Raw genomic sequence first — 26,450 nt, 5'->3', positions numbered from 1 at the left:
TGTGTATCATCTTACTATTAAATGCTGCTATTTAAACTTAAACATACCACTGAAGAACTTGTAGCCGATTGCAAAGCAGGCAAGAGAAAAGCGCAGGAGCTACTTTACAAGCAATTTGCCGGTAAAATGCTGGCGGTATGTATGCGTTACGCGGTTGATAAAATGGAAGCAGAAGATATGTTGCAGAATGGGTTTGTGCGGGTGTTTCAAAAAATAAATGATTACCGGGGCGAGGGTTCTTTTGGAGGATGGGTACGCCGCATTATGGTGCACAGCTCGATAGAGTATTACCGCAAGCACCACAAAATGATGCAGGTTGAGATTGATGATACCACGCCAGGGCAATCGGCTAATGCAGTAGCAATGGCTAATCTGGATGCAAAAGACCTGATGGGTTTAATACAAAAACTATCACCAGGTTATAGGATGGTGTTTAACTTATATGCGATAGAAGGTTATTCGCACAAAGAAATTGGGGAGATAATGGGGATTTCTGAAGGTGCGTCGAAATCGCAGTTATCAAGGGCGAGATCGATACTGAAAGAACAGGTGATTAAAATGGAAGGAAGAAACTATGAGTATGCAGGATAAAGAAATGGACGAACTTTTCCGGGCTAAACTGGATAATCTGGAAATACAACCTTCTGACAAGGTTTGGAAGGGCATTGTTGTAGAGCTCGATGGTAACAAGCGTAAACGCAGCTTGGTGCCGGTGCTACGTATTGCGGCAGGCATTACCGTGTTTATTGCAGTTGGTTTGTTTTTTATGCTGAAGGGTAATAAACCGGTTGATAACCAAATAGCTAATCAAACAGGTGTAAAACAGCAACGTATAAAGCTATCTGCCAAAGGCGAAAACACGAATGAAGACGGAAACGAAGAGAATGTGCTTCAGCCTAAACAGAACAATCAACAAATTGCTGCAGAAGTAGAACAGCAAGAAACAGAACATGATAAAATTGCCAACGCAATTGGACGTAAAAAAGATAACAGGATTAACGATGTTGTAGCTACAGGCAATAAGTTAGCTGTCGCAAATAATTCAAAACATCATACTGGAAAAATAGTTCAACCATCGGCAATAGAAGTAAAAGAAATTGAACAGGAGAGAAGCACGCCTGTAGAACAGCAAACGTTAGCTGCATTGCCCGAGAAAGAAATTAAGCCCATACAAGCTGTTGTGCCCGACGAGCCGTTAAATGTAGATAAACCTGCTATACCCGGTGTCGACGATTTTAAAACCACAAACAAAGTGGCTTCTGTACCGCTACCGGCAATAAAACCGGCAAAGGTGGCGGCTAAAAAACACGGTATCCGTAGCTTTGGCGACCTGATTAACGTAGTAGTGGCCAAGGTAGATAAACGCCAGGACAAGGTGATCCATTTTAGTGATACCGACGATGATGAATCGAATATTACAGGCATAAACCTGGGTTTTGTTAAGGTTAAAAAAGAAGAAAAATAAGATATACGCTCAATCTATATAATTATACCAACCATGAAACGATTACTAATTACCGCGGTAATAATTGCGGCTGCTACTGCTGCGTTTGCGCAAAGCGCAGATACTACTAAAACAGAGACTGATACCACAAAGGCAAAAAAAGGCTTTCATATAAGTTTTGGTAAAGGCGAGAGCGCAGCTCATCTTAATGCCGATGGTATTGATACGATGGACTACTCGCGCCATAGCAAAGCACCAGGCTTTTCGTGGGGGGTAACATTTACCAGGTTTGATGAAGGTTTGGCTACCCTGGTTGATAACGGCAGCTTTAAATTATCACCTCAGAATAATTTTTTGAGGTACCGCTCATGGAAAACCAGTAACGTGGGTTTCGATATATTGCAGTTTAGCTATCGTTTCAACAGCACATTTAAAATATATGTAGCAGGTGGTTTCGACTGGACATTGATCCGTTTGCGTGAAAACATTACGATACAACGAGGTGGAGATCATATTACTTACACACAGGATAATATTGATTACAGCAAAAACCGTTTCTCATCAACCTATGTGCGTGTGCCATTAGCGTTTGATTTCCGTACCGCTGAAAACGCAAGCGGCCATCGCTGGCATTTTGTAGCCGGCCCCGAGTTAGGCTTCCTGATTAACGGCCGCGTTAAACAGATAAGCGATGAAAACGGTAAGCAAAAAGTGAATGGTAACTATCACTTTGCCGATACCCGTTACGGTGCTGTTGCCCGGGTAGGTTATGGTTTTCTGGGGATATTTGCCAAGTACTACTTTAATGATATGTTCCAGGACAGCCCGCCGCAGGATGGACTTAAGAACTTCTCTTTTGGTATAATGATTGGTTTTTAATACTTAATGAGTTTATAATACAAAGGCTGCGATTATCGCGGCCTTTGTTGTTTTATGTATCTTTACCGCCCATGGCAGATCAACCTTTTTTACAGGCCAAAGCAGTAAGCAAAATATTTGCTGGTAAATACGCAGCAGGTGTACGCAATGTGAGTATTGATATTAAACCGGGTATTATTACGGCTATTATTGGCGAAAGCGGTAGTGGTAAAAGTACTTTATTACGATTGTTATATGGCCTGCTTTCTCCGCAAGAAGGACGTGTAAGATTTAAAGGCGAGATAGTTTGGGGACCCGAAGAAAAGCTGATCCCCGGCCACGACAGTATGAAGATGGTTACCCAGCATGCCGATGACCTGAACCTGTTTGCCAATGTTTGGGATAATATTGCCACCCTGTTACCCAATACCAATATTAAATACAAAAAGGAACGCACTGAAGAAGTGCTAACCCAGCTTAACATGCTGCACATGGCCGATAAAAAGATAGCCATGTTAAGCGGCGGTGAAAAGCAGCGCGTTGCCATAGCCCGTGCCCTAACCCTAAAGCCCGAAGTATTATTACTGGATGAACCCTTTAACCAGGTTGATACCTCTTTTCGCGAAGGCTTGCAAAACGATATCAGAAAGATTGTGCATGATACCGGCATCACCGTAATTATGGTATCGCATGACCCGGCCGAAGTACTTTCGATGGCTGATGAACTAGTGGTGATCCGCAATGGCGAAATTATTGAGCATGGTGCACCGTTGGATCTGTACAATCATCCTCAAAACTTCTATACGGCCAAACTGCTCACTAACTGCAATGTGCTTAATAATCAGCAGGCTAAATTACTGGGTATCGAAACTGAGAAGGAAAAAGTAGTGATCTACCCCGAATGGATCGGCATTGTACAAAGCTTTATGCCCAAGAAATGGACAGTAAGCAGTATCCTGTTTAAAGGGCCATTTGAAGAACTGATTTTAACACATGACGATGCACGTATCAAAATGTTTAACCTCGAAATGGGGAAATACCCGGTAGGTAAACATGTAAATGTGAAGGTGAGTAAGCATTTGGAGTTTTAAGTAGGAGACAATCATTATTCAATACGTCATTGCGAGGAACGAAGCAATCCCCGATATACGGAGCGGCTCTGTAAAGTTCGCGATTGCTTCGTTCCTCGCAATGACGGGCGGAGAGAACAAACAAAAAAGAGGCACAAAATATTGTGCCTCTACAATCAGAAATTCTGATAATTCTTTTATTCTGTAAATTCTGATCCTCAGACTAAATACTCAAACAGCGTCTGATCCCTGTTAATCTCAATTACCTCGAAACGATTAGCTTCCATGCGTTGTAATAAAGCTGCATAGTCTTCGGCATTTCTAAGTTCGATACCTACCAGAGCGGGGCCGCTTTCGCGTTCGGTTTTTTTGATGAATTCGAAACGGGTAATATCATCGTGCGGGCCTAATACCTCGCTTACAAATAGTTTCAAAGCTCCGGGACGTTGCGGGAAACGAACGATGAAGTAATGTTTCAGTCCTTCATAAAGCAGCGATTGTTCTTTAATATCCTGCATACGGTCAATGTCGTTGTTGCCGCCGCTTACAATGCAAACTACTTTTTTGCCTCTGATCTGCTCTTTGTATAAGTCGAGTACTGCTATTGATAACGCACCCGCAGGTTCAACTACAATGGCATCTTCGTTATAGAGTTTCAGCATGGCGGTACACACCTTACCTTCGGGCACAGTTAACATATCGTCCAGTATATGCTGGCAGATCTCAAAGTTGAGAGAACCAACCCGTTTAACCGAAGCACCGTCGACGAAACGGTTTACTTTGGCTAAGGTTATTGGCTCGCCTGCTTCAAGCGCCATAAACATAGATGGTGCACCCTCTGGTTCAACACCGGCTAAGGTGATGCCCGGATTTTGGCTTTTAAGATAGGTACCTGTACCTGCTGCAAGGCCGCCGCCACCGATTGGCATAATTACAACCTCAACATCGGGCAGGTCTTCATATATCTCAACGCCAACCGTTCCCTGGCCTTCTACAATGCGTTCATTATCGAAAGGAGGGATAAAGGTCATGTCGTGTTCTTCGGTGTAAGCAAGGGCTTCCCGAAGGCAATCATCGAAGGTATCGCCAACCAATATAATGTCAATACTGCCATTACCAAACATCTGGGTTTGTTTAACCTTTTGGTTTGGGGTAATTTCGGGCATAAAGATTACGCCGCGTGTACCCAGTTTTTTGCAGGAGAAAGCTACGCCCTGTGCATGGTTACCCGCACTGGCGCATACAATACCGCGGCGCATCTGATCTTCATCCAGTTGGCTGATCATATTATATGCGCCACGCAGTTTGTAAGAACGTACCACTTGCAGGTCTTCACGTTTCAGGTAAACCTCGCAGTCGAAACGGTCTGATAATCCCTGGTTAAATTCCAGCGGAGTGCGGCGTACAACACCTTTGAGCCTTTGCGAGGCAGATTCGAAATCGAGATGATATTTAGTTGCTGTGTCCATTATTATTTTACTAACTGGGCAAGCATCAATCCTCTCAAATCATCATCATTGATATCAAGCTTAATATCTGCAAGGGTTAAGAATTTGGCATAAACATCAGCCAGTTCTTCCTTGCTTAAGTTATAACCCAAACGCTCCAGGTGGAATTTCAAGGCATGGCGGCCGCTGCGTGCTGTTAATACAATACTTGCACTTGGGAAACCAACATCTTCAGGACGGATAATTTCGTAATTTTCGCGATTCTTTAAGAAACCATCCTGGTGAATACCAGAGCTGTGTGCGAAAGCATTAGCCCCAACAATAGCTTTATTAGGCTGAACGATCATGCGCATTTGCGTGCTTACCATGCGGCTCAGCTCATAAAACATCTTAGAGTTGATGTTGGTATAAAGGCCCAAAGTTTGGTGGGTTTTCAGTACCATGACGACTTCCTCGATAGATGTATTACCTGCACGTTCGCCGATACCGTTGATGGTACCTTCGATCTGGCGGGCACCGTTCTGTAAACCAGCGATAGAATTGGCAGTAGCCAAACCTAAATCATTGTGGCAATGTACCGAGATAATGGCTTTATCAATGTTTTTAACATGCTCTTTCAAAAACTTGATCTTGTTGCCGTATTGATCGGGCAGGCAATAACCATTGGTATCAGGTATGTTCACTACCGTTGCACCGGCGGCAATAACGGCCTCAACCATTTGTGCCAGGTAAACAACATCGGCACGGCCGGCATCTTCGGCGTAAAACTCAATGTCTTCTACCGATTTCTTGGCATATTTTACCGCAGCCACTGCACGCTCCAGAATTTCTTCGCGGGTACTGTTAAACTTGGTTTTAATGTGCATGTCAGACGAGCCGATACCGGTGTGGATACGCGGGCGTTTAGCATATTTCAACGCTTCAACGGCGGCATCAATATCTTTTTCGTGTGCGCGGGTTAAGGCGCAAATAGTAGGTTCACTTACTGCTTTGGCAATTTCAACAACACTTTGAAAATCACCAGGGCTCGAAGCCGGGAAACCGGCCTCAATAATATCTACGCCCAGTAGCTCCAGTTCGCGGGCAATCTCAATTTTTTCGGGTGTGGTTAACTGACAGCCTGGTACTTGCTCACCATCGCGCAGGGTGGTGTCAAATACATAAACGCGGTTTGGATCGTGTAGCATATTTTCTTAGATTTTAGATGTGAGATATGAGATATGAGACATTTTAATTGTCTGCCGATCCTGCTCTCACATGTGTTCTTTTTTATTTCGTTCTTATTATCTTATACGTCTGCAAATGAATTTAGATATGATCTCAAATCTAATATCTCAAATCTCATATTTTGAAACAATGTCTCAAATCTCTTTCACAGCTATAAATCTTAATCTTTTATAATCGGCATACCATTGTCCGTTTTCGTCATAATAAGGGCGAAGTATTTCGGTAATTTCTGCCAGTATTTGTTGTTTGTCTTGCTCGGGGATATCTTTAAAATAAACCGAGCCAAACATTTCTATCCATTTAGATACGCCTTGGGCGCCATCCTGTAGCGGTGTTTTACGATCGAAGTGTGAAGCAAATGCAACCCTGAATCCATGCGACTCTAAACGGCTTGCATATTCGCCAACCGATGGGAAATGCCATTGGTTGATCTGGGCTTGTTCGTGATAACCGTATTTCTCTAATGTAGCTTTGGTAGCACTGATCAGTTTATCTACATTGCCCTTGCCACCCATTTCGGCTACAAAGCGGCCACCGGGTTTAAGGCTGTTATAAACAGATTGCATCATGCCGTCCTGGTTTTTAACCCAGTGCAAAGCCGCATTACTAAACACCGCATCAAAAGGTTCTATGAACTGATGGTTGCCAGCATCAGCTACCGCAAATTTTACATCAGGGTATAGCTTTTGCGCCTGTGCGATCATTTCGGGCGAATAATCAGTGCCAATAACATCAGCTCCCTGATCTTTGATCTGCTGTGTAAGGTAACCCGTACCACAACCTACATCATGTATCCGTTCGCCGGGTTTAACATCCAGCAACTCTACCACATTTTCACCAAATTGGTAAACGAATGCATGTTTTTGATCATATAAATCAGCGTTCCAGTTCATTGTATTCAGTTGTCAGTTATCGGTTGTCTGTTGTCAGGACTTGTCCTTTGTTTCGAGTCTTTTCTCCTTCGTCCTTTATCTCAAAGTCTTTCCTCAAGAAGTCCTTCGTCCTTTATCCTCTCAAGTATTCCAAAACTTTTTGTCCCATTGCATGGGTACCTAAAATTTTGGCTTTGTCGGTTTTGGCATCGGCGATGTCGCCGGTGCGGTAGCCGTCTTTTAATGTTTTGTCGATAGCGTCGGTAATCTTCTTCGCTTCTTCTTTTAGGCCGAAACTGATCTCGAGCATCAAAGCTACAGACAGGATAGATGCCAGCGGGTTAGCTTTATCCTGACCGGCAATATCATGTGCCGAACCATGGATAGGTTCAAAGAAACCTGTACCATCACCTATTGAAGCAGATGCCAGCATACCCATTGATCCTGCAATTTGTGATGCCTCATCAGTTAAAATATCGCCGAATAAGTTTGCAGTAAGTACAACGTCGAATTTTTTAGGGTTTTTAACCAGTTGCATAGCGGCATTGTCAATAAACATGTGCTCGGTTTCCACATCTGGATACTGTTTAGCCAGTTCCTGTACCACCTCGCGCCATAAGCGTGATGATTCCAAAACGTTGGCTTTATCTACAGAGCATAATTTTTTACCACGAACCTGTGCGGCTTCGAATGCTTTTTTAGCGATACGTTCAACCTCATAACGGTGATAGATCATCAGATCTGATGCTGTGTTTCTATCCTCGCTGCGTTTTTTTTCACCGAAATAAACATCACCGGTCAGCTCACGGAAAAACAGGATATCTGTACCACGCAATACTTCCGGTTTCAGGCTCGATGCATCCAGCAGCTCATCAAATAACATGATGGGGCGCAGGTTGGCATATAAACCCAATTCTTTACGGATTTTCAATAACCCCTGCTCCGGGCGAACTTTTGCCGAAGGATCATTATCATATTTAGCATGGCCAACGGCACCAAACAGGATGGCGTCGCTTGCTTTTGCTTTTTCTAAAGTTTCGTCGGGCAGTGGGTTGCCTGTAGCTTCAATAGCTACGTGGCCCATCAACGCCTCGTCGTAAGTAAATTCGTGGTTGTATTGTGCAGCAATTTCCTCCAAAACAGCTTTGCCCCAGGTTGTAACCTCGGGCCCAATGCCATCGCCTGGAATAACTAAGATGTGTTTTTTCATGTTTAGTTGCGAATAGTGAGTTTTGAGTTGTGAATGGGAGCTTCAACTCAACATTCACGATTCAAAACTCACAACTATATTTGTCCTCTTGTTTCTTTCAATTTCATTATCATTTGCCCGGCATCGGTGGCAATCCATTGGTTATAATCTTCAATGGCCTGCAGCCTGTCTGCGTTGCTGATGTAGCCTTCTTCCACAATCTGATTCATGGCGGCTACTTTACCCCAGATGCTGATCTTGTGCTCAAAATCAGGCTGGCCTTTTTCGTATACTTCATCGGCATTCAATACTTCGATGTTGCGGAAATTCAGTTCTTCGAAGAAGCCTTTGGCATCTTCGGCAACCTCATTGTTCATACCTGCATCAGAGCGCCATCTTAAAAAGGTAGCGTAGAATCTGCGCATGGTTAGCGGTGGTTCCGGTGTCCACGCTAAAGCGGTATGATCATAATCTAAAATGGATAACCATCCACCCGGTTTTAACATACTTTTCATTTTGGCTATAGCCTCTTGTGGGTTACTTAACCATTGGATAGTACGTGCCGAAACAATGAGATCGAACTTTTCTGCCGGATTAAAATCAAACAGATCGGTGTGGATCAGTTCCAGATTTTTAACATCCTTGTAAGTTTTCTTGCCACTCTCGATGAAATGCCCGGTATTATCAATGCCGGTAACATGCCCTTGCGGACCAATGATATTGGCTATGTCTTTAGATATAGCACCTGTACCGCAACCAACATCCAGCACTTGCATGCCTGGCTTTAACAAAGACGCAAGCGTTGCGTAATCTCTTTGCAGACTACGCTCATCAAACAATTTGCTTGTTGATGGATCACGTTTGATGAATTTGTTGGTGGTTGCCATATTTTTTAATTTTGTCATTGCGAGGAACGAAGCAATCTCGTCGCGTTTATAGCCTCCGACGAGATTGCCACGCTATCGCTCGCAATGACATATTGGTTAATTATCTTTTAGCTTCAAATTCTTCTACCAGCGCTTTATTGCTCAGGATATAATCGATATCATCATATCCATTAATCAGGCAAGCCTTTTTGTAGGCATTGATCTCGAAAGCTTCCTCATCACCGGTATTGCTGATGCGGATCACTTGTTGCTCCAGGTCAATTTCAATCTGGGCATCCTTGTCGCTGTATAGTTCGTCGAAGATTTTAGCCAGAAACTCGTCGCTTACCTGCACGGGGAGTAAACCGTTGTTAAGGGCATTGCCTTTAAAAATATCTGCAAAGAAACTGCTTACCACGGCATCAAAACCATAGTCGGACAGTGCCCAGGCGGCATGCTCGCGGCTGCTTCCGCAACCGAAGTTTTTACCGGCTACCAGTACCTTGCCCGAGTAGGTTGGGTTGTTAAGCACGAAATCCTGTTTAGGATGATCGTTCTCGTCAAAACGCCAGTCGCGGAAAAGGTTGTTGCCAAAGCCATCGCGGGTAGTGGCTTTTAAAAACCTCGCCGGGATGATCTGGTCAGTATCAATATTTTCAATCGGCAACGGTACTGCTGTTGATTGAATGTGTTTAAAAATTTTTGTGCTCATTGTGTTTTGTTATGAGTAACAATGTTATTGAGTTCGTCATTGCGAGGTACGAAGCAATCGCGAACTATACAGAGTGACTCTGTAAACTGGGGATTGCTTCGTTCCTCGCAATGACGCTATATAATTTATCCTACCAATTCTCCTTCGGCAAGTAATTCACGTATATCCGTAATCTTACCAGTAACCGCCGCAGCTGCTGCAGTTAACGGACTTGCCAATATCGTACGGGAGTTAGGACCCTGACGGCCTTCAAAGTTTCTGTTTGAGGTTGATACACAGTATTTACCGGCAGGGATCTTATCTTCATTCATACCTAAACATGCGCTGCAACCTGGTTCGCGCAGTGGGAAACCTGCTGCTTCGAAAACTTTATCCAGTCCTTCGGCAATGGCTTGTTCCTGTACTTGTTTAGAGCCTGGTACAACCCATACGGTAACATGGTCTGCCTTGTGGCGGCCTTTTACAAACTCGGCAACCTGGCGCAGATCTTCGATACGTGAGTTGGTACAGCTGCCTATGAATACATAATCAATCGGTTTACCGATCAGTGATTCATCGTCATGCAGGCCCATATAAGCCAGTGAATTGGCGTACGATTTTTGTTCTGTAGGTTCAACATCAGCCGTAACAGGTACATGCTGTGTTACGCCAATACCCATACCCGGATTAGTTCCGTAGGTGATCATCGGCTCAATATCTTCGGCGTTGAAAGTTAATACACTGTCGAACTGTGCGTCATCATCAGAGTAAAGCGTTTTCCAGTAGGCAACTGCTTTATCCCAATCTTCGCCTTTAGGGGCAAATTCGCGGCCTTTTACGTATTCTATTGTAGTATCATCAGGTGCAATTAATCCGCAGCGGGCACCCATTTCGATGCTCATGTTACAGATGGTCATGCGGCCTTCCATGCTTAACGAGCGGATAGTATCACCGGCATACTCAACAGCATAACCGGTACCGCCTGCTGCAGTGGTTTTAGAAATGATATAAAGGATGATATCCTTAGCGCCAACACCTTTTTGCAGTTTGCCGTTCACCTCAATTTTCATCCTTTTAGGGCGGGATTGAAGCAGACACTGCGTAGCCATAACCTGCTCTACCTGCGAAGTACCGATTCCAAACGCAATGGCACCAAAAGCACCGTGGGTTGAGGTATGGCTATCGCCGCAAACGTAAGTGCCACCCGGGCGTGTAATACCCAACTCGGGGCCAATTACGTGTACAATACCCTGGTAAGGGTGGCCTAAACCGTAAAGCTCAACACCAAACTCCGCACAGTTTTTAGTCAGCATATCAACCTGGTAACGCGAAAGCTCTTCCTTGATTGGCAAGTGCTGGTCCCAGGTTGGCACGTTATGATCTGCTGTGGCAACAGTTTGTTTTGGCCTAAGTACGGGTAAACCGCGTTTACGCAAACCATCAAATGCCTGCGGGCTGGTTACCTCGTGTATAAAATGGGTATCGATATATAAAATATCCGGAAATCCTTCCTTACTGCTCACTACGTGGGCGTCCCAAATCTTATCGAATAATGTATTTCCCATAACCTTTTAAAACCTCCCCGTATATAACGGAGAGGTTTTTATTTTTTGTATTAAATATAAAACTAACCTTTTTTGCTTTCACCCGAAAGGGGGGAGAGTAAATAAAGAAGTTGTTAGCTGATGCTTTCTACAGCCTGGTTCTCAGGGCGTAAGCTGCGTACAGTTTTACCTGCCTGCCATAATTCGCTATCGCGTAATTCTTTCAATTCAGCATCCAGTTTCTCGCGGTAATCCGGCTGGCTGTTTGAATCGATAGAACGTTGAGATTCTTTACCGGTAGCAACGCTTTCGTAAAGCTCTTCAAACACCGGTTTAGTAGCATCACGGAATTTTTTCCACCAGTCTAACGCACCACGTTGTGCAGTAGTAGAGCAGTTGGCGTACATCCAGTCCATACCGTTCTCAGCAACCAGTGGCATTAATGATTGGGTAAGCTCTTCAACAGTTTCGTTAAATGCTTCAGAAGGCGTGTGACCTTTGCTGCGTAATACATCATATTGTGCAGCGAAGATACCCTGGATACAACCCATTAGCGTACCACGCTCGCCGGTTAAATCACTGAATACTTCTTTTTTGAAATCTGTTTCGAACAGGTAACCGCTACCTACAGCGATACCTAATGAAACAACTCTTTCCCATGCACGGCCGGTAGCATCCTGGAAGATAGCGAAGCTTGAGTTTAAGCCGCGACCTTGCAAGAACATACGACGTAATGAAGTACCTGAACCTTTAGGTGCAACCAAAAATACGTCAACATCTGCAGGAGGAACGATACCGGTTTGCTCTTTGAAAGTGATACCGAAACCGTGAGAGAAGTATAATGCCTTACCCGGAGTTAAGTGTTTTTTAACAGTTGGCCACAATTCAATTTGTGCAGCATCGCTTAATAAGTAGCAATAGATAGTTCCTTTTTCAAGGGCTTCTTCAATTTCGAAAAGAGTTTCGCCAGGTACAAAGCCATCACTTACAGCTTTATCCCATGATTTTGAACCTTTACGCTGACCAACGATAACATTGATACCATTGTCTTTTTGATTTAGCGCCTGGCCTGGCCCTTGAACGCCGTAACCAATTACAGCTACTACTTCGTTTTTAAGTACTTCCTGTGCTTTCGAAAGTGGAAATTCGTCGCGGGTTACTACGTTTTCTTCAGTGCCGCCAAAATTTAATTGTGCCATTTGTATTTAATTTGATAATTCGTTTATGTGCTAATTTGTCAATTTCTTAGTTCATAGTTGATGGTTCATAGTTCATGGTAGCTTCCTTCGGCTATGATCCATGATCTATTACCTATAACTCTTTACATCGTAAACACCTTTTGTCCTTTATTCAGGTATTCGTTTTCTATCACGTCTTCGCTTGGTTCCAGGCGTTCAAACTCGCGGATCTTAGAGTTAAAACCATCGCTATCCTTAATAATTGCCACGCGTGCGCTGCGTACAAATTCAATTAAGCCAAAAGGTTCCAGAACTTTAATCAGGTTATCGGTTTCTTCGCGGTGGCCGGTGGTTTCAAACACGATGTAATCTTTACGGATCACAACCGCGCGGGCACCGTTTTCGCGCAATAAACGCTCAACGCTTGCTTTCTCGGCAATAATATCTGCCGGTACTTTGTAAAGTGCCATCTCCTGCCATATAACGTCGGCATTGGTATGGTAGTATGCTTTTAATACTTCAACCTGTTTCTCAATCTGGCGGCAAAGTTTACGTACCACATCTTCGGTTTCATCAATCACGATGTTGAAGCGGTGGATCCCTTTAATCTCAGAAGGAGAGGTGTTCAGGCTATCGATATTGATCTTCCTGCGGGTGAAAATGATGGCGATGCGATTCAGCAGACCAATCTGGTTTTCGGTATAAACGGTGATGTTAAATTCCTGCTTGTCCATTTTTGTTTCTTTAAAATTCCTTGTAGGGATTTATTTAAGTCTGATTTCGCTAACGCTGCATCCTTGTGGTACCATCGGAAAAACGTTGTTTTCTTTAGTCACCATTACTTCCAGTAAGAAAGAACCTTTGTTGTTTAGCATCTGCTCCAGTGCAGGTTGCAAATCGGCACGGTCTTCAATCATTCTGCCCGGGATGCGGTAACCTGCGGCCACCTGAACAAAATCGGGGCTTTGAATGTCAACGAATGAGTAACGACGTTCGTTAAATAACTCTTGCCATTGGCGTACCATGCCGAGAAAACGATTGTTCAAGATGATGATCTTTACATCAACACCGCTTTGCATAATGGTGCCCAGTTCCTGGATGGTCATTTGCATACCGCCATCGCCGATGATGGCTACCACGGTACGGTCTTGTGCACCATATTTGGCACCGATCGCAGCAGGTAAGGCAAAGCCCATGGTACCGAGACCACCGCTGGTAATGTTGCTACGGGTTTTCTTGAAATCGGCGTAACGGCAGGCTACCATTTGGTGCTGGCCTACGTCGCTCACAATAACGGCTTCACCTTTGGTTAATTTATTCAGCTGATCTATCACCTCGCCCATGGTCATTTCGCCAGTGGTTGGGTGTAGTTCTGCATCAATTACTGCTTCAACTTCTTTGGCAGTGTATTCGTTAAATTTAGCTAACCATTCGGTATGTTGTTTTGCCTCAACCAATGCGGTAAGCAGTGGCAAAGTTTCTTTACAATCGCCCCATACCGGTACGGTTGTTTTTACGTTTTTGTCGATCTCTGCCGGATCAATATCCAAGTGGATAACCTGTGCTTGTTTAGCGTATTTATCTAAACGGCCGGTTACACGGTCGTCGAAACGCATACCAACGGCAATCAGTACATCGCACTCGTTAGTTAAAACGTTAGGGCCATAGTTACCGTGCATACCCAGCATACCTACGTTTTGCGGATGATCTGTAGGGATAGCACCTGCACCCAGGATAGTCCATGCAGCAGGGATGCCAGATTTTTCAACGAAAGCTTTGAACTCTTGCTCTGCTTCGCCCAAAATAACACCCTGACCAAATAAGATAAATGGTTTTTTAGCCTGATTGATCAACGCTGCTGCCTGCTCAATATATTCGTTGCGAACAATTGGTTTTGGCCTGTAGCTACGGATATGGTTGCAAGGGGTGTAGCCTTTGAACTGAAATTTCTGGATCTGTGCGTTTTTGGTAATATCTATCAATACCGGACCGGGGCGACCACTACGGGCAATGTAAAATGCCTTAGCCAATACTTCGGGAATTTCGGTAGCATCGGTAACCTGGTAGTTCCATTTGGTAACCGGGGTTGATATGTTGATCACATCAGTTTCCTGGAAAGCATCTGTACCTAACAGGTGTGCAAAAACCTGACCGGTGATACAAACCAATGGTGTGCTATCAATCTGTGCATCGGCCAAGCCGGTGATTAGGTTGGTTGCGCCGGGGCCGCTGGTTGCAAACACAACACCCACTTTACCAGAGGTACGTGCATAACCCTGACCGGCGTGGATACCACCTTGCTCGTGACGAACCAAGATGTGGTTCAGTTTTTCTTTATAATCATACAAAGCATCGTAGACGGGCATAATTGCGCCACCGGGATATCCAAAAATAGTATCGACGCCTTCTACCAGTAGCGCCTCTAATAAAGCGGCTGATCCTGTAAGCTCCACTGCTACCTCGTTTTCGGGTGCAGTTACTAATTCCTGCTGTGCAATTGCTGTCTCGTTCATATTACTTTGTTCAAATGTTCATTAGTTTACTCGTTCATTGGTCTTTTGTCATTCGTCTTTTTATCTTTCGGACTTCCTGACTCCCGGACTTTCTGACTAATTATTCTCCATCCGTTACACAACCTTCTGCAGCTGTGGTAACGCTTTTGGCATATTTGTATAAAACTCCTTTAGTAACTTTTAATTTAGGCTGAACCCATGCTGCTTTGCGGGCCGCCATTTCTTCATCACTGATGATGAGGTTGATCTGGTTTGTTGTTGCATCGATGATGATCTTATCTTCATCTTTTACAAAAGCAATACCACCACCATCATAAGCCTCCGGTGTAATGTGGCCTACTACGAAACCGTGTGTACCACCAGAGAAACGGCCATCAGTAATCAGCGCTACTGAACTGCCCAAACCTGCACCGAAAATAGCAGAGGTTGGTTTCAGCATCTCTGGCATACCAGGCGCACCTTTAGGGCCAACATTGCGGATAACCACAACATCGCCAGCCTTAACGCGTCCGCTTTGGATCCCGTGGATCAGTTCGAACTCGCCATCAAATACGCGGGCAGGGCCTTCAAAACGCTCGCCTTCTTTACCTGTAATTTTGGCAACACTACCACCGGTAGCCAGGTTTCCGTAAAGGATCTGTAAGTGACCTGTAGCTTTAATGGCTTTTTCAACCGGAAGAATTACTTTTTGAGTATCGAAATCCAGTTCAGGAACTTCGGCTAAGTTTTCTGCCAGTGTTTGGCCGGTTACGGTAAGGCAATCGCCATGTAACCAACCCAGTTTCAATAAATATTTCATTACCGCCGGAACACCGCCTACATTGTGCAGGTCTTCCATCATGTATTTACCGCTTGGCTTCATATCGGCCAATAACGGGGTGCGGTTTGTTAATTCCTGAAAATCATCTTGTGTTAATGGCACATCTACACTTTTTGCCATCGCAATTAAGTGAAGCACCGCGTTGGTAGAACCACCCATTACCATAATGGTGATAATGGCGTTCTCAAATGCCTTGCGGGTCATGATGTCCGAAGGCTTAATATCTTTTTCCAGCAGTTTATAAATGTATTTTCCTGCTGCGCGGCATTCTGCTTGTTTTTCTTCGCTCAAAGCAGGGTTTGATGATGAATATGGCAAGCTCATACCCAAAGCTTCGATAGCTGCAGCCATGGTGTTTGCAGTATAAATACCACCACAAGCACCTGCACTTGGACAAGCATTTTTAACGATGCCCATAAAATCAACATCATCTATCTGTCCGGCAATTTTTTTACCCAGAGCTTCGAATGCTGATACGATGTTTAAATCTTCACCTTTCCAGTGGCCTGGTTTAATAGTACCACCATATACCATGATAGAAGGACGATTTAAACGGCCCATAGCTATTAATGAACCCGGCATGTTTTTATCACAACCCGGGATGGTAATTAAACCATCATAATATTGCGCGCCGCAAACAGCTTCGATAGAGTCGGCAATAATGTCACGGCTTACTAAGGAGTAACGCATACCTTCGGTACCGTTGCTCATACCATCGCTTACGCCAATGGTATTAAATATAAGGCCTACCATGTTTTCATCCCATGTACTTGTCTTAATCACTTTGGCTAAGTCGTTTAAGTGCATGTTACAGGTATTGCCATCGTAACCCATGCTGGCAATGCCAACCTGGGGTTTTTTCAAATCATCATCAGTTAAACCAATACCATAAAGCATGGCCTGTGCAGCCGGTTGGGTAGGGTCGGCGGTTAAGGTTTTACTGTAGCGGTTTAATTCTACGCTTTGTTCGGTATCAGTAGTAGTACTCATTTTATATTATATTTTGTTTGTGGGTTTACGGCAACTGGTATATTTGGTGTACGCTTAGGTTTATCTCAGCTGCTTGTAAATTTGTTATTTGTAAAGTAGAGAGATGCAAATTAATAAGCAATAGCCAATCAAAAAAAATAAAATAAGAATATAATTTTGCAGAATTAAAAATTAAAACTTTTAATTCTGCAAAATTGAAATTTAACGAAATTAAATATTTATGCTACTATACCAAAGTTGAAATTGGTATTCGGTATGTTCGTTATGCATGCATAGCATGAGGTGCAGTTTTCGGCGTAAAACTGACGGAAGGGTGAAAAAAGTTGATGGAAAGGGGTTGGATTAGGTTGCGAAAGTTAGGAGTAGAGGCCTACCCACCATACTTCGAGTGCCTCAGTATGACACCCGTTGGTTTGTTTGAGAAATTAATGAGAGCGTTGTCATCCTGAGCGTCGTCGAAGGATAAGCGTAGGCCTATAAAGTATACAGAGACGAATACTATTTCCGCTCCGCCATTGTTGGTGTTATCACCAACAATTATATGCTATTTAAATTGTAAGGAGTTGTTGGTGACAACACCAACAACGGCGCAGAAGGCCTACCCACCATACTTCAAGTGCCTCAGTATGACACCCGTTTGGCTGGTTTGAGAAATAAATAGGAGCGTTGTCATGCTGAGGCACTCGAAGCATAAAGCGTAGGCCTGAAACATACAGATCGGATCGTTACTTCCGCTGCTTCAACTGAAATACATTTCCTTCCGGATCCTCGCCATCGCAAAGCCAATAATCGTAGTTATCGAAAGTTTTAATATCCCGCATAGATACGTTCTGATTAACTAAATATTCCCGAACCTGATTAAGATCTTTATCTATCTCAAAAACAATTTTGGTGTTGTTATTGAATTTGAATGATCCTTTGCTTTCGTCCCAATATTGCTCACCAATTTTGTGCAGGCCGATTTTAGAATTGCCTGCATCTAACAACGTCCAGGTTGATTGGTATTCCTCAACAATTTTAAGATTGAAGGTATTGGTGTAGAAAGCTTTTAGGTTATCTACGTTTTGTACGTAAAGGATAATGGTATCTAAATTGACTTTAAATTGCATAGGATGATTTTATGTATCGAAATTAGAAAAATACCCGACATCACCTAATCACAAATTTGTCATTCTGAACGCAGTGAAGAATCTTCTGCTCCAAGCGTAGCGGCTATGCAGATCGAAGAAGATTATTAATTGGTGTTTGTTTCTATTTGTATTAATGAACTCCTTACAGTCAGTTCTTCGCTATCGCTCTGAATGATAAAGTTTGATTAATAAAAAAAGCCCTTCGAAACTCGAAGGGCTTTTTTATTAATCAGTTTAACAGCTTAACGGTGGGTAATGCCTTCGGCAAGCACCATTACTTTGTTATTTAAAACTTCAACAACACCGCCGTGTATCAGGTAAACTTCTTGCTTGGCATTGGCGCTACCGCGAACGATTAATTTGCCATCTTCTAAAGTAGAAATGATAGGAGCGTGGTCGTTTAATATTTCAAATGATCCCATAGTGCCGGGTACAGTAACCGAAGCTACTTCGCCTTCAAACACTTTTTTATCGGGAGTTAAGATTTCTAATATCATTCAGTTGTCGGTTATCAGTTGTCTGTTGTCAGTACCAATCTCTTTGCAGACAACCGATAACTGACAACCGACAACAAATTTTAGTTATTTGCTTCTGCTAATAATTTTTTACCTTTTTCAATAGCATCTTCGATGCTACCTACTAAGTTAAATGCAGCTTCAGGATACTCATCCACTTCGCCGTCCATAATCATGTTAAAGCCTTTGATAGTATCTTTAATATCAACCAAAACGCCTTTTAAACCAGTGAACTGCTCTGCTACGTGGAATGGCTGAGATAAGAAACGTTGCACACGGCGAGCGCGTGATACAGTTAATCTATCTTCTTCAGAAAGCTCATCCATACCTAAGATGGCGATGATATCTTGCAGCTCTTTGTAACGTTGTAAGGTTTCTTTTACGCGTTGTGCAGTATTGTAGTGCTCATCACCCAAAACAGCAGCGCTCAGGATACGTGATGTAGAATCCAATGGATCCACCGCAGGGTAAATACCTAACTCGGCAATTTTACGTGATAATACAGTAGTAGCATCTAAGTGGGCGAAGGTTGTAGCCGGCGCAGGGTCGGTCAAGTCATCCGCAGGTACATATACCGCTTGTACCGAAGTGATTGAACCACGTTTGGTAGAAGTGATACGCTCTTGCATCATACCCATCTCAGTAGCCAGTGTTGGTTGGTAACCTACTGCTGAAGGCATACGACCTAACAACGCTGATACCTCAGAACCTGCCTGAGTGAAACGGAAGATGTTATCGATAAAGAACAGGATATCGCGGCCTTTGCCTTCACCATCACCATCGCGGAAATACTCGGCAATAGTTAAACCTGATAAAGCTACACGGGCACGGGCACCAGGAGGCTCGTTCATTTGACCGAACACAAATGTTGCTTTTGAATCTTTTAATACTTCTTTATCTACTTTAGACAGATCCCATCCGCCTTTTTCCATTGAATGTAAAAACTCTTCACCGTAAGTGATAATGCCAGACTCGATCATCTCGCGCAGTAAGTCGTTACCTTCACGGGTACGCTCACCTACACCTGCAAACACTGATAAACCAGAGTATGCTTTCGCGATGTTGTTAATCAATTCCTGGATCAATACAGTTTTACCAACACCGGCACCACCAAACAATCCAATTTTACCACCTTTAGCATAAGGCTCTAACAAGTCGATAACTTTAATACCGGTAAACAGTACTTCAGTCTCTGTTGATAGATCCTCGAAACGTGGAGGCTGGCTGTGGATAGGGCGGCCGTTAGTTCTGTCTAACTCGTCGATACCGTCAATTGCTTGTCCAACCACGTTAAATACGCGGCCTTTGATATCCTCGCCTATCGGCATTCTGATTGGCGATTCCAGATCGGTAACCGGCATTCCGCGCAGTAAACCGTCGGTCGAGTCCATTGCTATGGCACGCACGCGGTCTTCACCTAAGTGCTGTTGTACTTCTAAAACAACTTTCTGACCATTTGCTCTGGTAATCTCCAGTGCGTTGTAGATTCTTGGCAGATGAGCATCATCGCCAAAGCTTACGTCAACTACCGGACCGATGATCTGTGATATTTTTCCAATGTTTGGCATATATAACCTGGTATTTAAAAAAAGTATTGTACTTACTGAGTATATATTATTAATACATAATATTTCAGAGGCGCAAAGTTAAGATTTGTAACCGATTTTTTAAATACTTATCTTAAAGTTTTTTAGGTAAAATAAATTAACATATTGTTAAGGCCATTTTAGGCTATTTATCTATGTTTGCATACCAATTTTATACTTTTTTTAGACTAACCTCTCTTCGTTATGAGAAAAATTCTACTCTTTTTGCTGGCGCTTGCGCCTGCAATTTCCTTTGCGCAAGGTTTTCAGGTTAACCTGGGCGGCCAAAAACAGATCGGTATGGGGCATACCGGTACAGGTTTAGCACAGGATGGTGCTTCCATATTTTTTAACCCCGGTGCTATGGCCATGTTGCCCGAAAATTCTATCCAGGCAGGTATCAGTCCGCTGTTTTTTAAATCAACATTTAATCCATCAGGTAGTAACGATCTTTATCACACCCTCGATAAAACTGCTACACCATTTAATGCTTACGCCGTTTGGGGGCCAAAGAATGCACCCTGGAAAGTTGGTATAGGCGTATACACCCCCTTTGGTGGTTTAACCGACTGGGGCCATAACTGGATTGGCAAGTACACGGTAGAAAGCCTGGATTTAAAAGCCATTTATTTCCAACCAACTTTGAGTATCCGCTTAGCTGATTTTGTGAGCATTGGTGGTGGTTTTGTATATGATATAGGTACGGTTAATTTGCAGCGTGCGCTGCCTATAGCTGATGCCAATGGCAACGACGGTCAGGCCGAGCTAAAAGGTCACGGTCATGGTTTTGGTTGGAATGCCGGTGTTTATTTTAAAACCGAGTCGCATATTACCATTGGTATCGATTATCGCTCTAAAGCAACTACTACTATTAATAATGGTGATGCTATATTTACTGTTGCGCCTTCGCTGGCCAGCAGTTTCCCACAGCCAAATACATTTACAGCGAGTATCCCGCTGCCATCTACCACTTCAATCGGGTTCGGTTTCTACCCGACTAAAAAATGGACTTTGGCTTTGGATGCAAACTGGGTAGCCTGGCATGTATATAAGGTACTGGCATTTGATTATGCGCAGAACACGCCCACTTTGCAGGATACCTATTCGCCGCGTAATTACCGCGATGGTTATAGCCTGCGTGCCGGTGCACAATTTAAACCGGTTGACAGATGGGCAATCCGTGCCGGTGGTGGTTATGCATCAACCGCAGTACAGGATGGTTACGTTACCCCTGAAGTGCCTGATGCCAACCGCTATTATTTTACAGGAGGTTTAGGTTACAGAGCTGCGAACCATTTAGATCTGGATCTGTCGTTCGAATACGAGCATTTGCTTTCACGCACGCAAACCAATATCGAAACGCAATTATCAGGGACGTTCAGATCTAACGTATACATTCCGGGTATTTCATTAACCTATCACTGGTAACACCTAAAACCGATTAACATGAACAAGCAATTTAAAAACATATTCATTTTAACAGCGGGTGTATTAGGCCTTGCCGCCTGTAAACCCAGCGTACAAACGCCAACCCCAACTCACGGTTCGGCCGATTTTTCTAAATACATTGCCGTAGGTAACTCTTTAACTGCCGGTTATGCCGATGGGGGATTATACCTCGAAGGTCAGCAAAACTCTTACCCATCTATCATTGCCAAGCAAATGGCATCAGTAGGTGGTGGGAACTTTGCTCAACCTTTGTTTTCAACAGATCAGGCTAATGGCTCAGGTTATTTAACACTGACTGGTTTTGATAAAACTACTGGCGCACCAATTACCGCACCGGTAACTACTAATTTAGCTGTAACAGGTCAGCCTGTTATCCCAGGCTTTGGCCCTGTAACTACTTACACCAAATACACAGGCACAGACCTGAATAACTACGGTGTACCCGGTATAAAATTATTGCACATTACCTTAGCCAGCTATGGTAACCTCAATGGTTTTTACGAAAGATTATTACCGGGAGCAGAAGGTACACACAATACAGCCTACATTGATTTTATTACGGCTAAACCATTTACCTTCTTTTCAAACTGGTTAGGTAATAATGATGCTTTAGGCTATGCCACATCAGGTGGTGCAGGTGATGTGCTGACGGATAAATCAACCTTTGCAGCCCTATACAGTGCGGTAATGACTAAGTTAACTGCAGGCGGCGCCAAAGGCGTGGTAGCCACCATTCCAGATGTAACGGCTATTCCATACTTCAGCACCGTAACAGTCGGCGCAATTCTGGCCAGCGTACAAAAGGCTAATCCTGCCGTACAGGCTTTATACATTAGTGCCAAGACAGATGCTACTGCATCCGGTACTGCTTATGCAGCCAGACCAGCCACAGCAAATGATTTGATCGTGCTAACTTTCCCAACAAGCAAGATCGGTACATTAGTATCAACCCCGGCTGGTATGCTGCCTTACGGCTTAACCCCATACAGCCCTATAGAGAACCAATATGTATTGGATGCTAATGAAGTGGCCTTAACCAAAGATTATGTAACCTCTTACAACAACACCATCACCTCAATTGCAGCATCAAAAGGTATTGCGGTAAATGATATGTACACCTTCCTGAACAATGTAAAAGCAAATGGTTTGGTGGTTGATGGCGTAAGTTTAAGCTCAGCCTATATCAGCGGTGGTTTATTCTCACTGGATGGTGTTCACTTAACCCCAAGAGGTTATGCGATAGTAGCTAACGAATACATCAAAGCCATCAACAAACAATATGGCTCAAACATCCCGTTGGCCAATGTGGCTGCTTACAGGGGAGTGAAATTCCCTAATTAGTTGCAGTTTTAAAGTTGCAGTAGCAGTCGTCTCTCTTTTGAAATGACTGCTACTGCAACTCGCTACTGCTACTTAATTAAACGTCAATACAATCTTCCCTTTGTGCGATCCTTCTTCCATCAACTCATGCGCATTTGCGGCTTCACTTGCCGGGAATGTTTCGTAGATAACCGGTCTAATTTGGTTAGAAACTAATAACGGCCAAACGTGTTCTTCCAGACTTCGGGCAATAGCTGCTTTAAATTCAATCTCGCGGCTTCGTAGCATGCTGCCAGTAATATATAAGCGTTTACGCATTACTAATGAAAGATCAACCTGTACATCTTTGCCTTGCATAGCGTTAATCATTACCAGGTGTCCTTCATCGGCTAAACATTGCAGGTTATCGGGTGTATAGCTGCCGCCAATCATGTCCAGTATTAAGTTTACGCCTTTGCCGTTGGTCAGCTTTTTAATTTCTTCCTTAAAATTTTGATTCTTGTAGTTGATGGCTTTATCGGCACCGAGGTGTTCGCAAAAAGCACATTTATCGTCGCTACCTGCGGTTGCATAAACAGTATTGCCTAACGCCTTTGCTATTTGAATGGCCGTTACACCAATTCCGCTGCTGCCGCCATGTACCAGCAGGCTTTGGTCAGGTTTTAACTGGCCGCGATCGAACACATTGCTCCATACGGTGAAGTATGTTTCGGGTAGTGATGCGGCTTCAATCATAGTTAAGTTCCCGGGTACAGGTAAGCATTGGCCTTCTGGCGCTACGCAATATTCTGCATAACCACCACCTGTAATAAGGGCGCAAATCTTGTCACCAATTTGCCAGCGGGTAACATCGGGGCCAAGTTCTTCTATAGTGCCGGCAACTTCCAAGCCAGGTATATCTTGTGGGGCGTTAGGTGGGGGAGGGTAATTACCTTTACGCTGAAAAACATCAGGCCGGTTAACGCCAGCCGCAGCAACCTTAATTAATACTTCACCAGCCGCGGGTTTTGGCTGTGGGCGTTCCTGTATCTGCAAAACATCGGGTGCGCCAGGTTGGGTAATTACAACTGCTTTCATGCGATTGATAACTTTGGCAAGAGCAAATGTGTTTGCTTTATTGCTTATCAATATTCCCCTTCACTTTCTTTAACTGTTCTAATTGAGTAACGGCAGTATCTTCATCAGAGGTGCGTTTTATAACGGGGTTGTTTTTCCAATACCCGGGATCGTAGGCTACGCTTTTGAATTTTTCTTCTTCCTTTTGGAGTTTGTCGAGCGTAACGTCTGCTAATCCTGTTTTATTGGCTGATTGAGGGTAATCCAAAGCAAAAATTTGTCCGCTATAGGTTAGTTGTTTTAGTCCTACGAATCCTGCCTTTAAAGTTGATTTTAAGGTAAAGTTTGAATAATCGAGCACCATATTGCTATCGGCATCCAGTTTGTATTGGGTTATTAACCTTACGTCTTTCACCTTCAGGTTAAATGGCCCGGATGCAGTCATCATAAAATGATGGATAGTTCCATCCGTCTTTAAAATGTTATAATTTTCGGTATCGATATAATAGTCACCCTCAAAGGCAGTATGCGCAAAGTCCTGATCTTTCAATTCGCATTTAATAACTGCAATCTCATGGCCGTTAGCTTTAAATGTTTCTTTGATCGAGAACTTATACAACGAATCTGGCTTATGAAATATGGGCGATACCAATAAGCTATTGCCCACATAGCCACTGCATAACATGTTGAACATGGCTATGTTATTATAATTCACCCCGTTGTCGCTTTGCAAATACCGGCTATTGCTAATCTTATACTTAGTTAAGCCCCAGGCCTGCCACTGGGCATCTAAAAAGCTTTCGGCAAAAAAAGTTGGCTTATCGCCCTCGAGCGTTAACCTGCGGAAAAATACTTTGGGGAAATATTCATTACGCACGGTTTTAGCAACTTTAGCTACTGTTGATTGCATAATGGAAAGTGCCGGGTTGCCTACAGTAACCTCGGGTAGCTGGGTGCTTTGGGGCGTAAGGGAGATACTTAGGTTTTGGTTAATGTTACTGATGGTTTGTTCAATAGCCTGGTAACCCAAGTGGCTTATTACAAGTGTAATTGGCAATGCAGATGCGGTTAACACAAAGCCGCCCTGCTCATTGGTAACAGTACCATGAGGCGTACCTTTAATGCCTACCGATACAAAAGGCAGCGGCTGATTGGTACTGACGTCTTTTATAACGCCTGTTAGCTGCTGTGCCCGTGTGCCGATAGCTAATCCAATAAATAATAGAATTGCAATAAGGTGTTTCATAGATAGATATGGTTTTCGTAAAAATAAATACATTGTTATAACATACAATTACCAGCAGGTATTTATTTTTACGGCACAAAAACACAAAACATGTCATTACAAATAGGCCAGCCGGCCCCACAGTTTACATTATTCTCTGACGAGGTTAAAGCGGTATCATTGGCCGATTTTAAAGGTAAAAAAGTAGTGATCCACTTTTTTCCTTTAGCTTTTACCGGTACTTGTACTACACAACTTTGCACCATGCGCGATAGCTTTGGCTATTACGATGGCTTAAACGCACAGATATTGGGTATTTCTGTTGATTCGCCTTTTACTTTGGCTAAGTTTAAAGAAGAGAATAACTACCAGTTTCCATTATTATCAGACTTTAATAAAGAAGTATCTGCTGCTTATGGTGCCTTATACCAGGAGTTTGCCTTTGGTTTAAAGGGTGTTTCTAAGCGTGCTGCCTTTGTTTTGGATGAAGAACAGAACGTTATTTATGCAGAAGTACTGGAGAATGCAGGGGACTTGCCTGACTTTGAGGCGATTGCAGAAAAAGTGAAATAATTTTCACTTTTTTTAGGAGATATTCAAAAGGATTTCTATTTTTGCATTCCCTTTCGGAGACGGAATTAGAAATAAGAAAATCTCTGGATAAATATGGTTTGGACCCGTAGCTTAATTGGATAGAGCACCTGACTACGGATCAGGAGGTTAGGGGTTCGACTCCCTTCGGGTCCACATTTAAAACTAAGCCTTTCTTGTTCTGCACATGAAAGGCTTTTTAAATTTAAAATCAACACATGCTAAACTTAGTACTGTTTGGTCCTCCCGGAGCCGGGAAGGGTACGCAATCACAAAACATTATCGAAAAATTCGGGCTGATACACCTATCAACCGGTGATTTGCTGCGGAGCGAAATTGCAAATGGTACAGAACTTGGCCGCGAAGCCAAGAAACTGATGGATGATGGTTTGTTAGTGCCCGACGCTGTTGTAATTGGTATGATCAGCAATAAACTGGATAGCAATAAAGATGCTAAAGGGTTTATTTTTGATGGTTTCCCACGCACAGTAGCACAAGCCGAAGCACTGGATAATTTGTTGGAAAGCAAAGGTTCGCAAATAGATGGCATGATTGCCCTTGAAGTTGATCCTGAAGAATTACAACATCGCTTATTACTGAGAGGTAAAGATTCTGGCCGCCCGGATGATGCTAACCCCGAAGTAATTGCCAAACGTATTAAAGAATACAACGATAAAACTGCCCCTGTTGCAGATTTTTACAAAGCACAGGATAAATTTACCAGCATTAATGGCATCGGCTCTATTGAAGAGATATTCGGTGGTATTTGTGAGGTAGTAGAAGGATATTAGTTTTTAGTCCGGAAGTCGGTAAGACGGTAAGTCCGAAAGACGAAGGGAAGCAAAACAGTATCATACTAATTTTATTA

The 26,450-nt window shown here is 43.4% G+C and carries 24 protein-coding genes and 1 tRNA gene; 9 read left to right on the top strand and 16 right to left on the bottom strand.

Annotated features, from left to right (window positions below; translation table 11 throughout):
• Positions 1-21 precede the first annotated feature (21 nt).
• The 4 genes from PQO05_RS21610 (at position 22) to PQO05_RS21595 (ending at position 3,393) form a co-directional block, all read left to right on the top strand.
• A complete protein-coding gene (locus tag PQO05_RS21610; protein WP_273629525.1) occupies positions 22-591 on the top strand; it encodes an RNA polymerase sigma factor in 570 nt (189 codons plus the stop codon).
• Positions 575-1,465: a hypothetical protein gene (locus tag PQO05_RS21605; RefSeq protein WP_273629524.1), complete on the top strand. Its 891-nt coding sequence runs from the start codon at positions 575-577 to the stop codon at positions 1,463-1,465. Before PQO05_RS21610 ends, PQO05_RS21605 begins: the two co-directional genes overlap by 17 nt.
• A gap of 33 nt (positions 1,466-1,498) precedes the next feature.
• On the top strand, positions 1,499-2,323 hold the full coding sequence (locus tag PQO05_RS21600; RefSeq protein WP_273629523.1) for an outer membrane beta-barrel protein: 825 nt from the start codon (positions 1,499-1,501) through the stop codon (positions 2,321-2,323).
• Positions 2,324-2,394: 71 nt separating this feature from the next.
• Positions 2,395-3,393: an ABC transporter ATP-binding protein gene (locus PQO05_RS21595; protein WP_273629522.1), complete on the top strand. Its 999-nt coding sequence runs from the start codon at positions 2,395-2,397 to the stop codon at positions 3,391-3,393.
• A gap of 197 nt (positions 3,394-3,590) precedes the next feature.
• On the opposite strand, the gene ilvA is transcribed toward PQO05_RS21595, so the two are convergent.
• The 14 genes from ilvA to atpD all read right to left on the bottom strand — a co-directional run bounded on the left by ilvA (position 3,591) and on the right by atpD (position 19,923).
• On the bottom strand, positions 3,591-4,841 hold the full coding sequence (gene ilvA, locus PQO05_RS21590; protein ID WP_273629521.1) for a threonine ammonia-lyase IlvA: 1,251 nt from the start codon (positions 4,839-4,841) through the stop codon (positions 3,591-3,593).
• Between the two features lie 2 nt (positions 4,842-4,843).
• Positions 4,844-6,007, bottom strand: a complete 1,164-nt coding sequence (locus PQO05_RS21585; protein WP_273629520.1) for a 2-isopropylmalate synthase — start codon at positions 6,005-6,007, stop codon at positions 4,844-4,846.
• A gap of 174 nt (positions 6,008-6,181) precedes the next feature.
• On the bottom strand, positions 6,182-6,940 hold the full coding sequence (locus tag PQO05_RS21580; protein WP_273629519.1) for a class I SAM-dependent methyltransferase: 759 nt from the start codon (positions 6,938-6,940) through the stop codon (positions 6,182-6,184).
• A gap of 112 nt (positions 6,941-7,052) precedes the next feature.
• On the bottom strand, positions 7,053-8,129 hold the full coding sequence (leuB, locus tag PQO05_RS21575) for a 3-isopropylmalate dehydrogenase (protein ID WP_273629518.1): 1,077 nt from the start codon (positions 8,127-8,129) through the stop codon (positions 7,053-7,055).
• Between the two features lie 74 nt (positions 8,130-8,203).
• Positions 8,204-8,995: a class I SAM-dependent methyltransferase gene (locus PQO05_RS21570; protein WP_273629517.1), complete on the bottom strand. Its 792-nt coding sequence runs from the start codon at positions 8,993-8,995 to the stop codon at positions 8,204-8,206.
• Positions 8,996-9,095: 100 nt separating this feature from the next.
• The gene (leuD, locus tag PQO05_RS21565) at positions 9,096-9,686 is read right to left on the bottom strand and encodes a 3-isopropylmalate dehydratase small subunit (protein WP_273629516.1); all 591 of its coding nucleotides are present in this window, start codon (positions 9,684-9,686) and stop codon (positions 9,096-9,098) included.
• 125 nt (positions 9,687-9,811) lie between these two features.
• Positions 9,812-11,230 carry a 3-isopropylmalate dehydratase large subunit gene (gene leuC, locus PQO05_RS21560; RefSeq protein ID WP_273629515.1) on the bottom strand — a complete coding sequence of 473 codons (1,419 nt, stop codon included), beginning with the start codon at positions 11,228-11,230 and terminating at the stop codon, positions 9,812-9,814.
• Between the two features lie 113 nt (positions 11,231-11,343).
• Entirely contained in the window at positions 11,344-12,408 is a 1,065-nt protein-coding gene (gene ilvC, locus PQO05_RS21555) for a ketol-acid reductoisomerase (protein ID WP_273629514.1), read from the bottom strand.
• Between the two features lie 122 nt (positions 12,409-12,530).
• Entirely contained in the window at positions 12,531-13,121 is a 591-nt protein-coding gene (gene ilvN, locus PQO05_RS21550; protein WP_273629513.1) for an acetolactate synthase small subunit, read from the bottom strand.
• 30 nt (positions 13,122-13,151) lie between these two features.
• On the bottom strand, positions 13,152-14,900 hold the full coding sequence (ilvB, locus tag PQO05_RS21545; RefSeq protein WP_273629512.1) for a biosynthetic-type acetolactate synthase large subunit: 1,749 nt from the start codon (positions 14,898-14,900) through the stop codon (positions 13,152-13,154).
• A gap of 100 nt (positions 14,901-15,000) precedes the next feature.
• Positions 15,001-16,710: a dihydroxy-acid dehydratase gene (ilvD, locus tag PQO05_RS21540; RefSeq protein ID WP_273629511.1), complete on the bottom strand. Its 1,710-nt coding sequence runs from the start codon at positions 16,708-16,710 to the stop codon at positions 15,001-15,003.
• A 725-nt stretch (positions 16,711-17,435) separates the two neighbouring features.
• The gene (locus PQO05_RS21535; protein ID WP_273629510.1) at positions 17,436-17,819 is read right to left on the bottom strand and encodes a VOC family protein; all 384 of its coding nucleotides are present in this window, start codon (positions 17,817-17,819) and stop codon (positions 17,436-17,438) included.
• Between the two features lie 263 nt (positions 17,820-18,082).
• A complete protein-coding gene (atpC, locus tag PQO05_RS21530) occupies positions 18,083-18,337 on the bottom strand; it encodes an ATP synthase F1 subunit epsilon (protein WP_273629509.1) in 255 nt (84 codons plus the stop codon).
• Positions 18,338-18,417: 80 nt separating this feature from the next.
• Positions 18,418-19,923, bottom strand: a complete 1,506-nt coding sequence (atpD, locus tag PQO05_RS21525; RefSeq protein WP_273629508.1) for a F0F1 ATP synthase subunit beta — start codon at positions 19,921-19,923, stop codon at positions 18,418-18,420.
• A 222-nt stretch (positions 19,924-20,145) separates the two neighbouring features.
• On the opposite strand from atpD, the gene PQO05_RS21520 reads away from it, so the two are divergent.
• Positions 20,146-21,369, top strand: coding sequence for an OmpP1/FadL family transporter (locus tag PQO05_RS21520; RefSeq protein WP_273629507.1), 1,224 nt, complete (start codon positions 20,146-20,148; stop codon positions 21,367-21,369).
• Positions 21,370-21,387: 18 nt separating this feature from the next.
• On the top strand, positions 21,388-22,731 hold the full coding sequence (locus tag PQO05_RS21515) for an SGNH/GDSL hydrolase family protein (RefSeq protein ID WP_273629506.1): 1,344 nt from the start codon (positions 21,388-21,390) through the stop codon (positions 22,729-22,731).
• Between the two features lie 72 nt (positions 22,732-22,803).
• Here the strand turns inward: PQO05_RS21515 and PQO05_RS21510 are convergent, their stop codons facing one another.
• Both PQO05_RS21510 and PQO05_RS21505 read right to left on the bottom strand, forming a co-directional pair.
• Positions 22,804-23,787: an NAD(P)H-quinone oxidoreductase gene (locus PQO05_RS21510; RefSeq protein WP_273629505.1), complete on the bottom strand. Its 984-nt coding sequence runs from the start codon at positions 23,785-23,787 to the stop codon at positions 22,804-22,806.
• Between the two features lie 37 nt (positions 23,788-23,824).
• Positions 23,825-25,012 carry a carboxypeptidase-like regulatory domain-containing protein gene (locus PQO05_RS21505; RefSeq protein WP_273629504.1) on the bottom strand — a complete coding sequence of 396 codons (1,188 nt, stop codon included), beginning with the start codon at positions 25,010-25,012 and terminating at the stop codon, positions 23,825-23,827.
• Positions 25,013-25,102: 90 nt separating this feature from the next.
• On the opposite strand from PQO05_RS21505, the gene PQO05_RS21500 reads away from it, so the two are divergent.
• The 3 genes from PQO05_RS21500 (at position 25,103) to PQO05_RS21490 (ending at position 26,373) form a co-directional block, all read left to right on the top strand.
• Positions 25,103-25,564, top strand: coding sequence for a redoxin domain-containing protein (locus PQO05_RS21500; protein WP_273629503.1), 462 nt, complete (start codon positions 25,103-25,105; stop codon positions 25,562-25,564).
• 100 nt (positions 25,565-25,664) lie between these two features.
• Positions 25,665-25,738: transfer RNA gene (locus PQO05_RS21495), tRNA-Arg, on the top strand.
• A gap of 62 nt (positions 25,739-25,800) precedes the next feature.
• The gene (locus PQO05_RS21490) at positions 25,801-26,373 is read left to right on the top strand and encodes an adenylate kinase (RefSeq protein WP_273629502.1); all 573 of its coding nucleotides are present in this window, start codon (positions 25,801-25,803) and stop codon (positions 26,371-26,373) included.
• Positions 26,374-26,450 lie beyond the last annotated feature (77 nt).

Source organism: Mucilaginibacter jinjuensis, from assembly GCF_028596025.1.
Taxonomy (GTDB): domain Bacteria; phylum Bacteroidota; class Bacteroidia; order Sphingobacteriales; family Sphingobacteriaceae; genus Mucilaginibacter; species Mucilaginibacter jinjuensis.
This window is presented reverse-complemented; position numbering and strand designations above follow the sequence as displayed.

Coding starts and splice junctions, on each gene's coding strand:
- PQO05_RS21610 (WP_273629525.1), top strand. CDS start 22: ATGCTGCTATTTAAACTTAAACATACCACTGAAGAACTTGTAGCCGAT.
- PQO05_RS21605 (WP_273629524.1), top strand. CDS start 575: ATGAGTATGCAGGATAAAGAAATGGACGAACTTTTCCGGGCTAAACTG.
- PQO05_RS21600 (WP_273629523.1), top strand. CDS start 1,499: ATGAAACGATTACTAATTACCGCGGTAATAATTGCGGCTGCTACTGCT.
- PQO05_RS21595 (WP_273629522.1), top strand. CDS start 2,395: ATGGCAGATCAACCTTTTTTACAGGCCAAAGCAGTAAGCAAAATATTT.
- ilvA (WP_273629521.1), bottom strand. CDS start 4,841: ATGGACACAGCAACTAAATATCATCTCGATTTCGAATCTGCCTCGCAA.
- PQO05_RS21585 (WP_273629520.1), bottom strand. CDS start 6,007: ATGCTACACGATCCAAACCGCGTTTATGTATTTGACACCACCCTGCGC.
- PQO05_RS21580 (WP_273629519.1), bottom strand. CDS start 6,940: ATGAACTGGAACGCTGATTTATATGATCAAAAACATGCATTCGTTTAC.
- leuB (WP_273629518.1), bottom strand. CDS start 8,129: ATGAAAAAACACATCTTAGTTATTCCAGGCGATGGCATTGGGCCCGAG.
- PQO05_RS21570 (WP_273629517.1), bottom strand. CDS start 8,995: ATGGCAACCACCAACAAATTCATCAAACGTGATCCATCAACAAGCAAA.
- leuD (WP_273629516.1), bottom strand. CDS start 9,686: ATGAGCACAAAAATTTTTAAACACATTCAATCAACAGCAGTACCGTTG.
- leuC (WP_273629515.1), bottom strand. CDS start 11,230: ATGGGAAATACATTATTCGATAAGATTTGGGACGCCCACGTAGTGAGC.
- ilvC (WP_273629514.1), bottom strand. CDS start 12,408: ATGGCACAATTAAATTTTGGCGGCACTGAAGAAAACGTAGTAACCCGC.
- ilvN (WP_273629513.1), bottom strand. CDS start 13,121: ATGGACAAGCAGGAATTTAACATCACCGTTTATACCGAAAACCAGATT.
- ilvB (WP_273629512.1), bottom strand. CDS start 14,900: ATGAACGAGACAGCAATTGCACAGCAGGAATTAGTAACTGCACCCGAA.
- ilvD (WP_273629511.1), bottom strand. CDS start 16,710: ATGAGTACTACTACTGATACCGAACAAAGCGTAGAATTAAACCGCTAC.
- PQO05_RS21535 (WP_273629510.1), bottom strand. CDS start 17,819: ATGCAATTTAAAGTCAATTTAGATACCATTATCCTTTACGTACAAAAC.
- atpC (WP_273629509.1), bottom strand. CDS start 18,337: ATGATATTAGAAATCTTAACTCCCGATAAAAAAGTGTTTGAAGGCGAA.
- atpD (WP_273629508.1), bottom strand. CDS start 19,923: ATGCCAAACATTGGAAAAATATCACAGATCATCGGTCCGGTAGTTGAC.
- PQO05_RS21520 (WP_273629507.1), top strand. CDS start 20,146: ATGAGAAAAATTCTACTCTTTTTGCTGGCGCTTGCGCCTGCAATTTCC.
- PQO05_RS21515 (WP_273629506.1), top strand. CDS start 21,388: ATGAACAAGCAATTTAAAAACATATTCATTTTAACAGCGGGTGTATTA.
- PQO05_RS21510 (WP_273629505.1), bottom strand. CDS start 23,787: ATGAAAGCAGTTGTAATTACCCAACCTGGCGCACCCGATGTTTTGCAG.
- PQO05_RS21505 (WP_273629504.1), bottom strand. CDS start 25,012: ATGAAACACCTTATTGCAATTCTATTATTTATTGGATTAGCTATCGGC.
- PQO05_RS21500 (WP_273629503.1), top strand. CDS start 25,103: ATGTCATTACAAATAGGCCAGCCGGCCCCACAGTTTACATTATTCTCT.
- PQO05_RS21490 (WP_273629502.1), top strand. CDS start 25,801: ATGCTAAACTTAGTACTGTTTGGTCCTCCCGGAGCCGGGAAGGGTACG.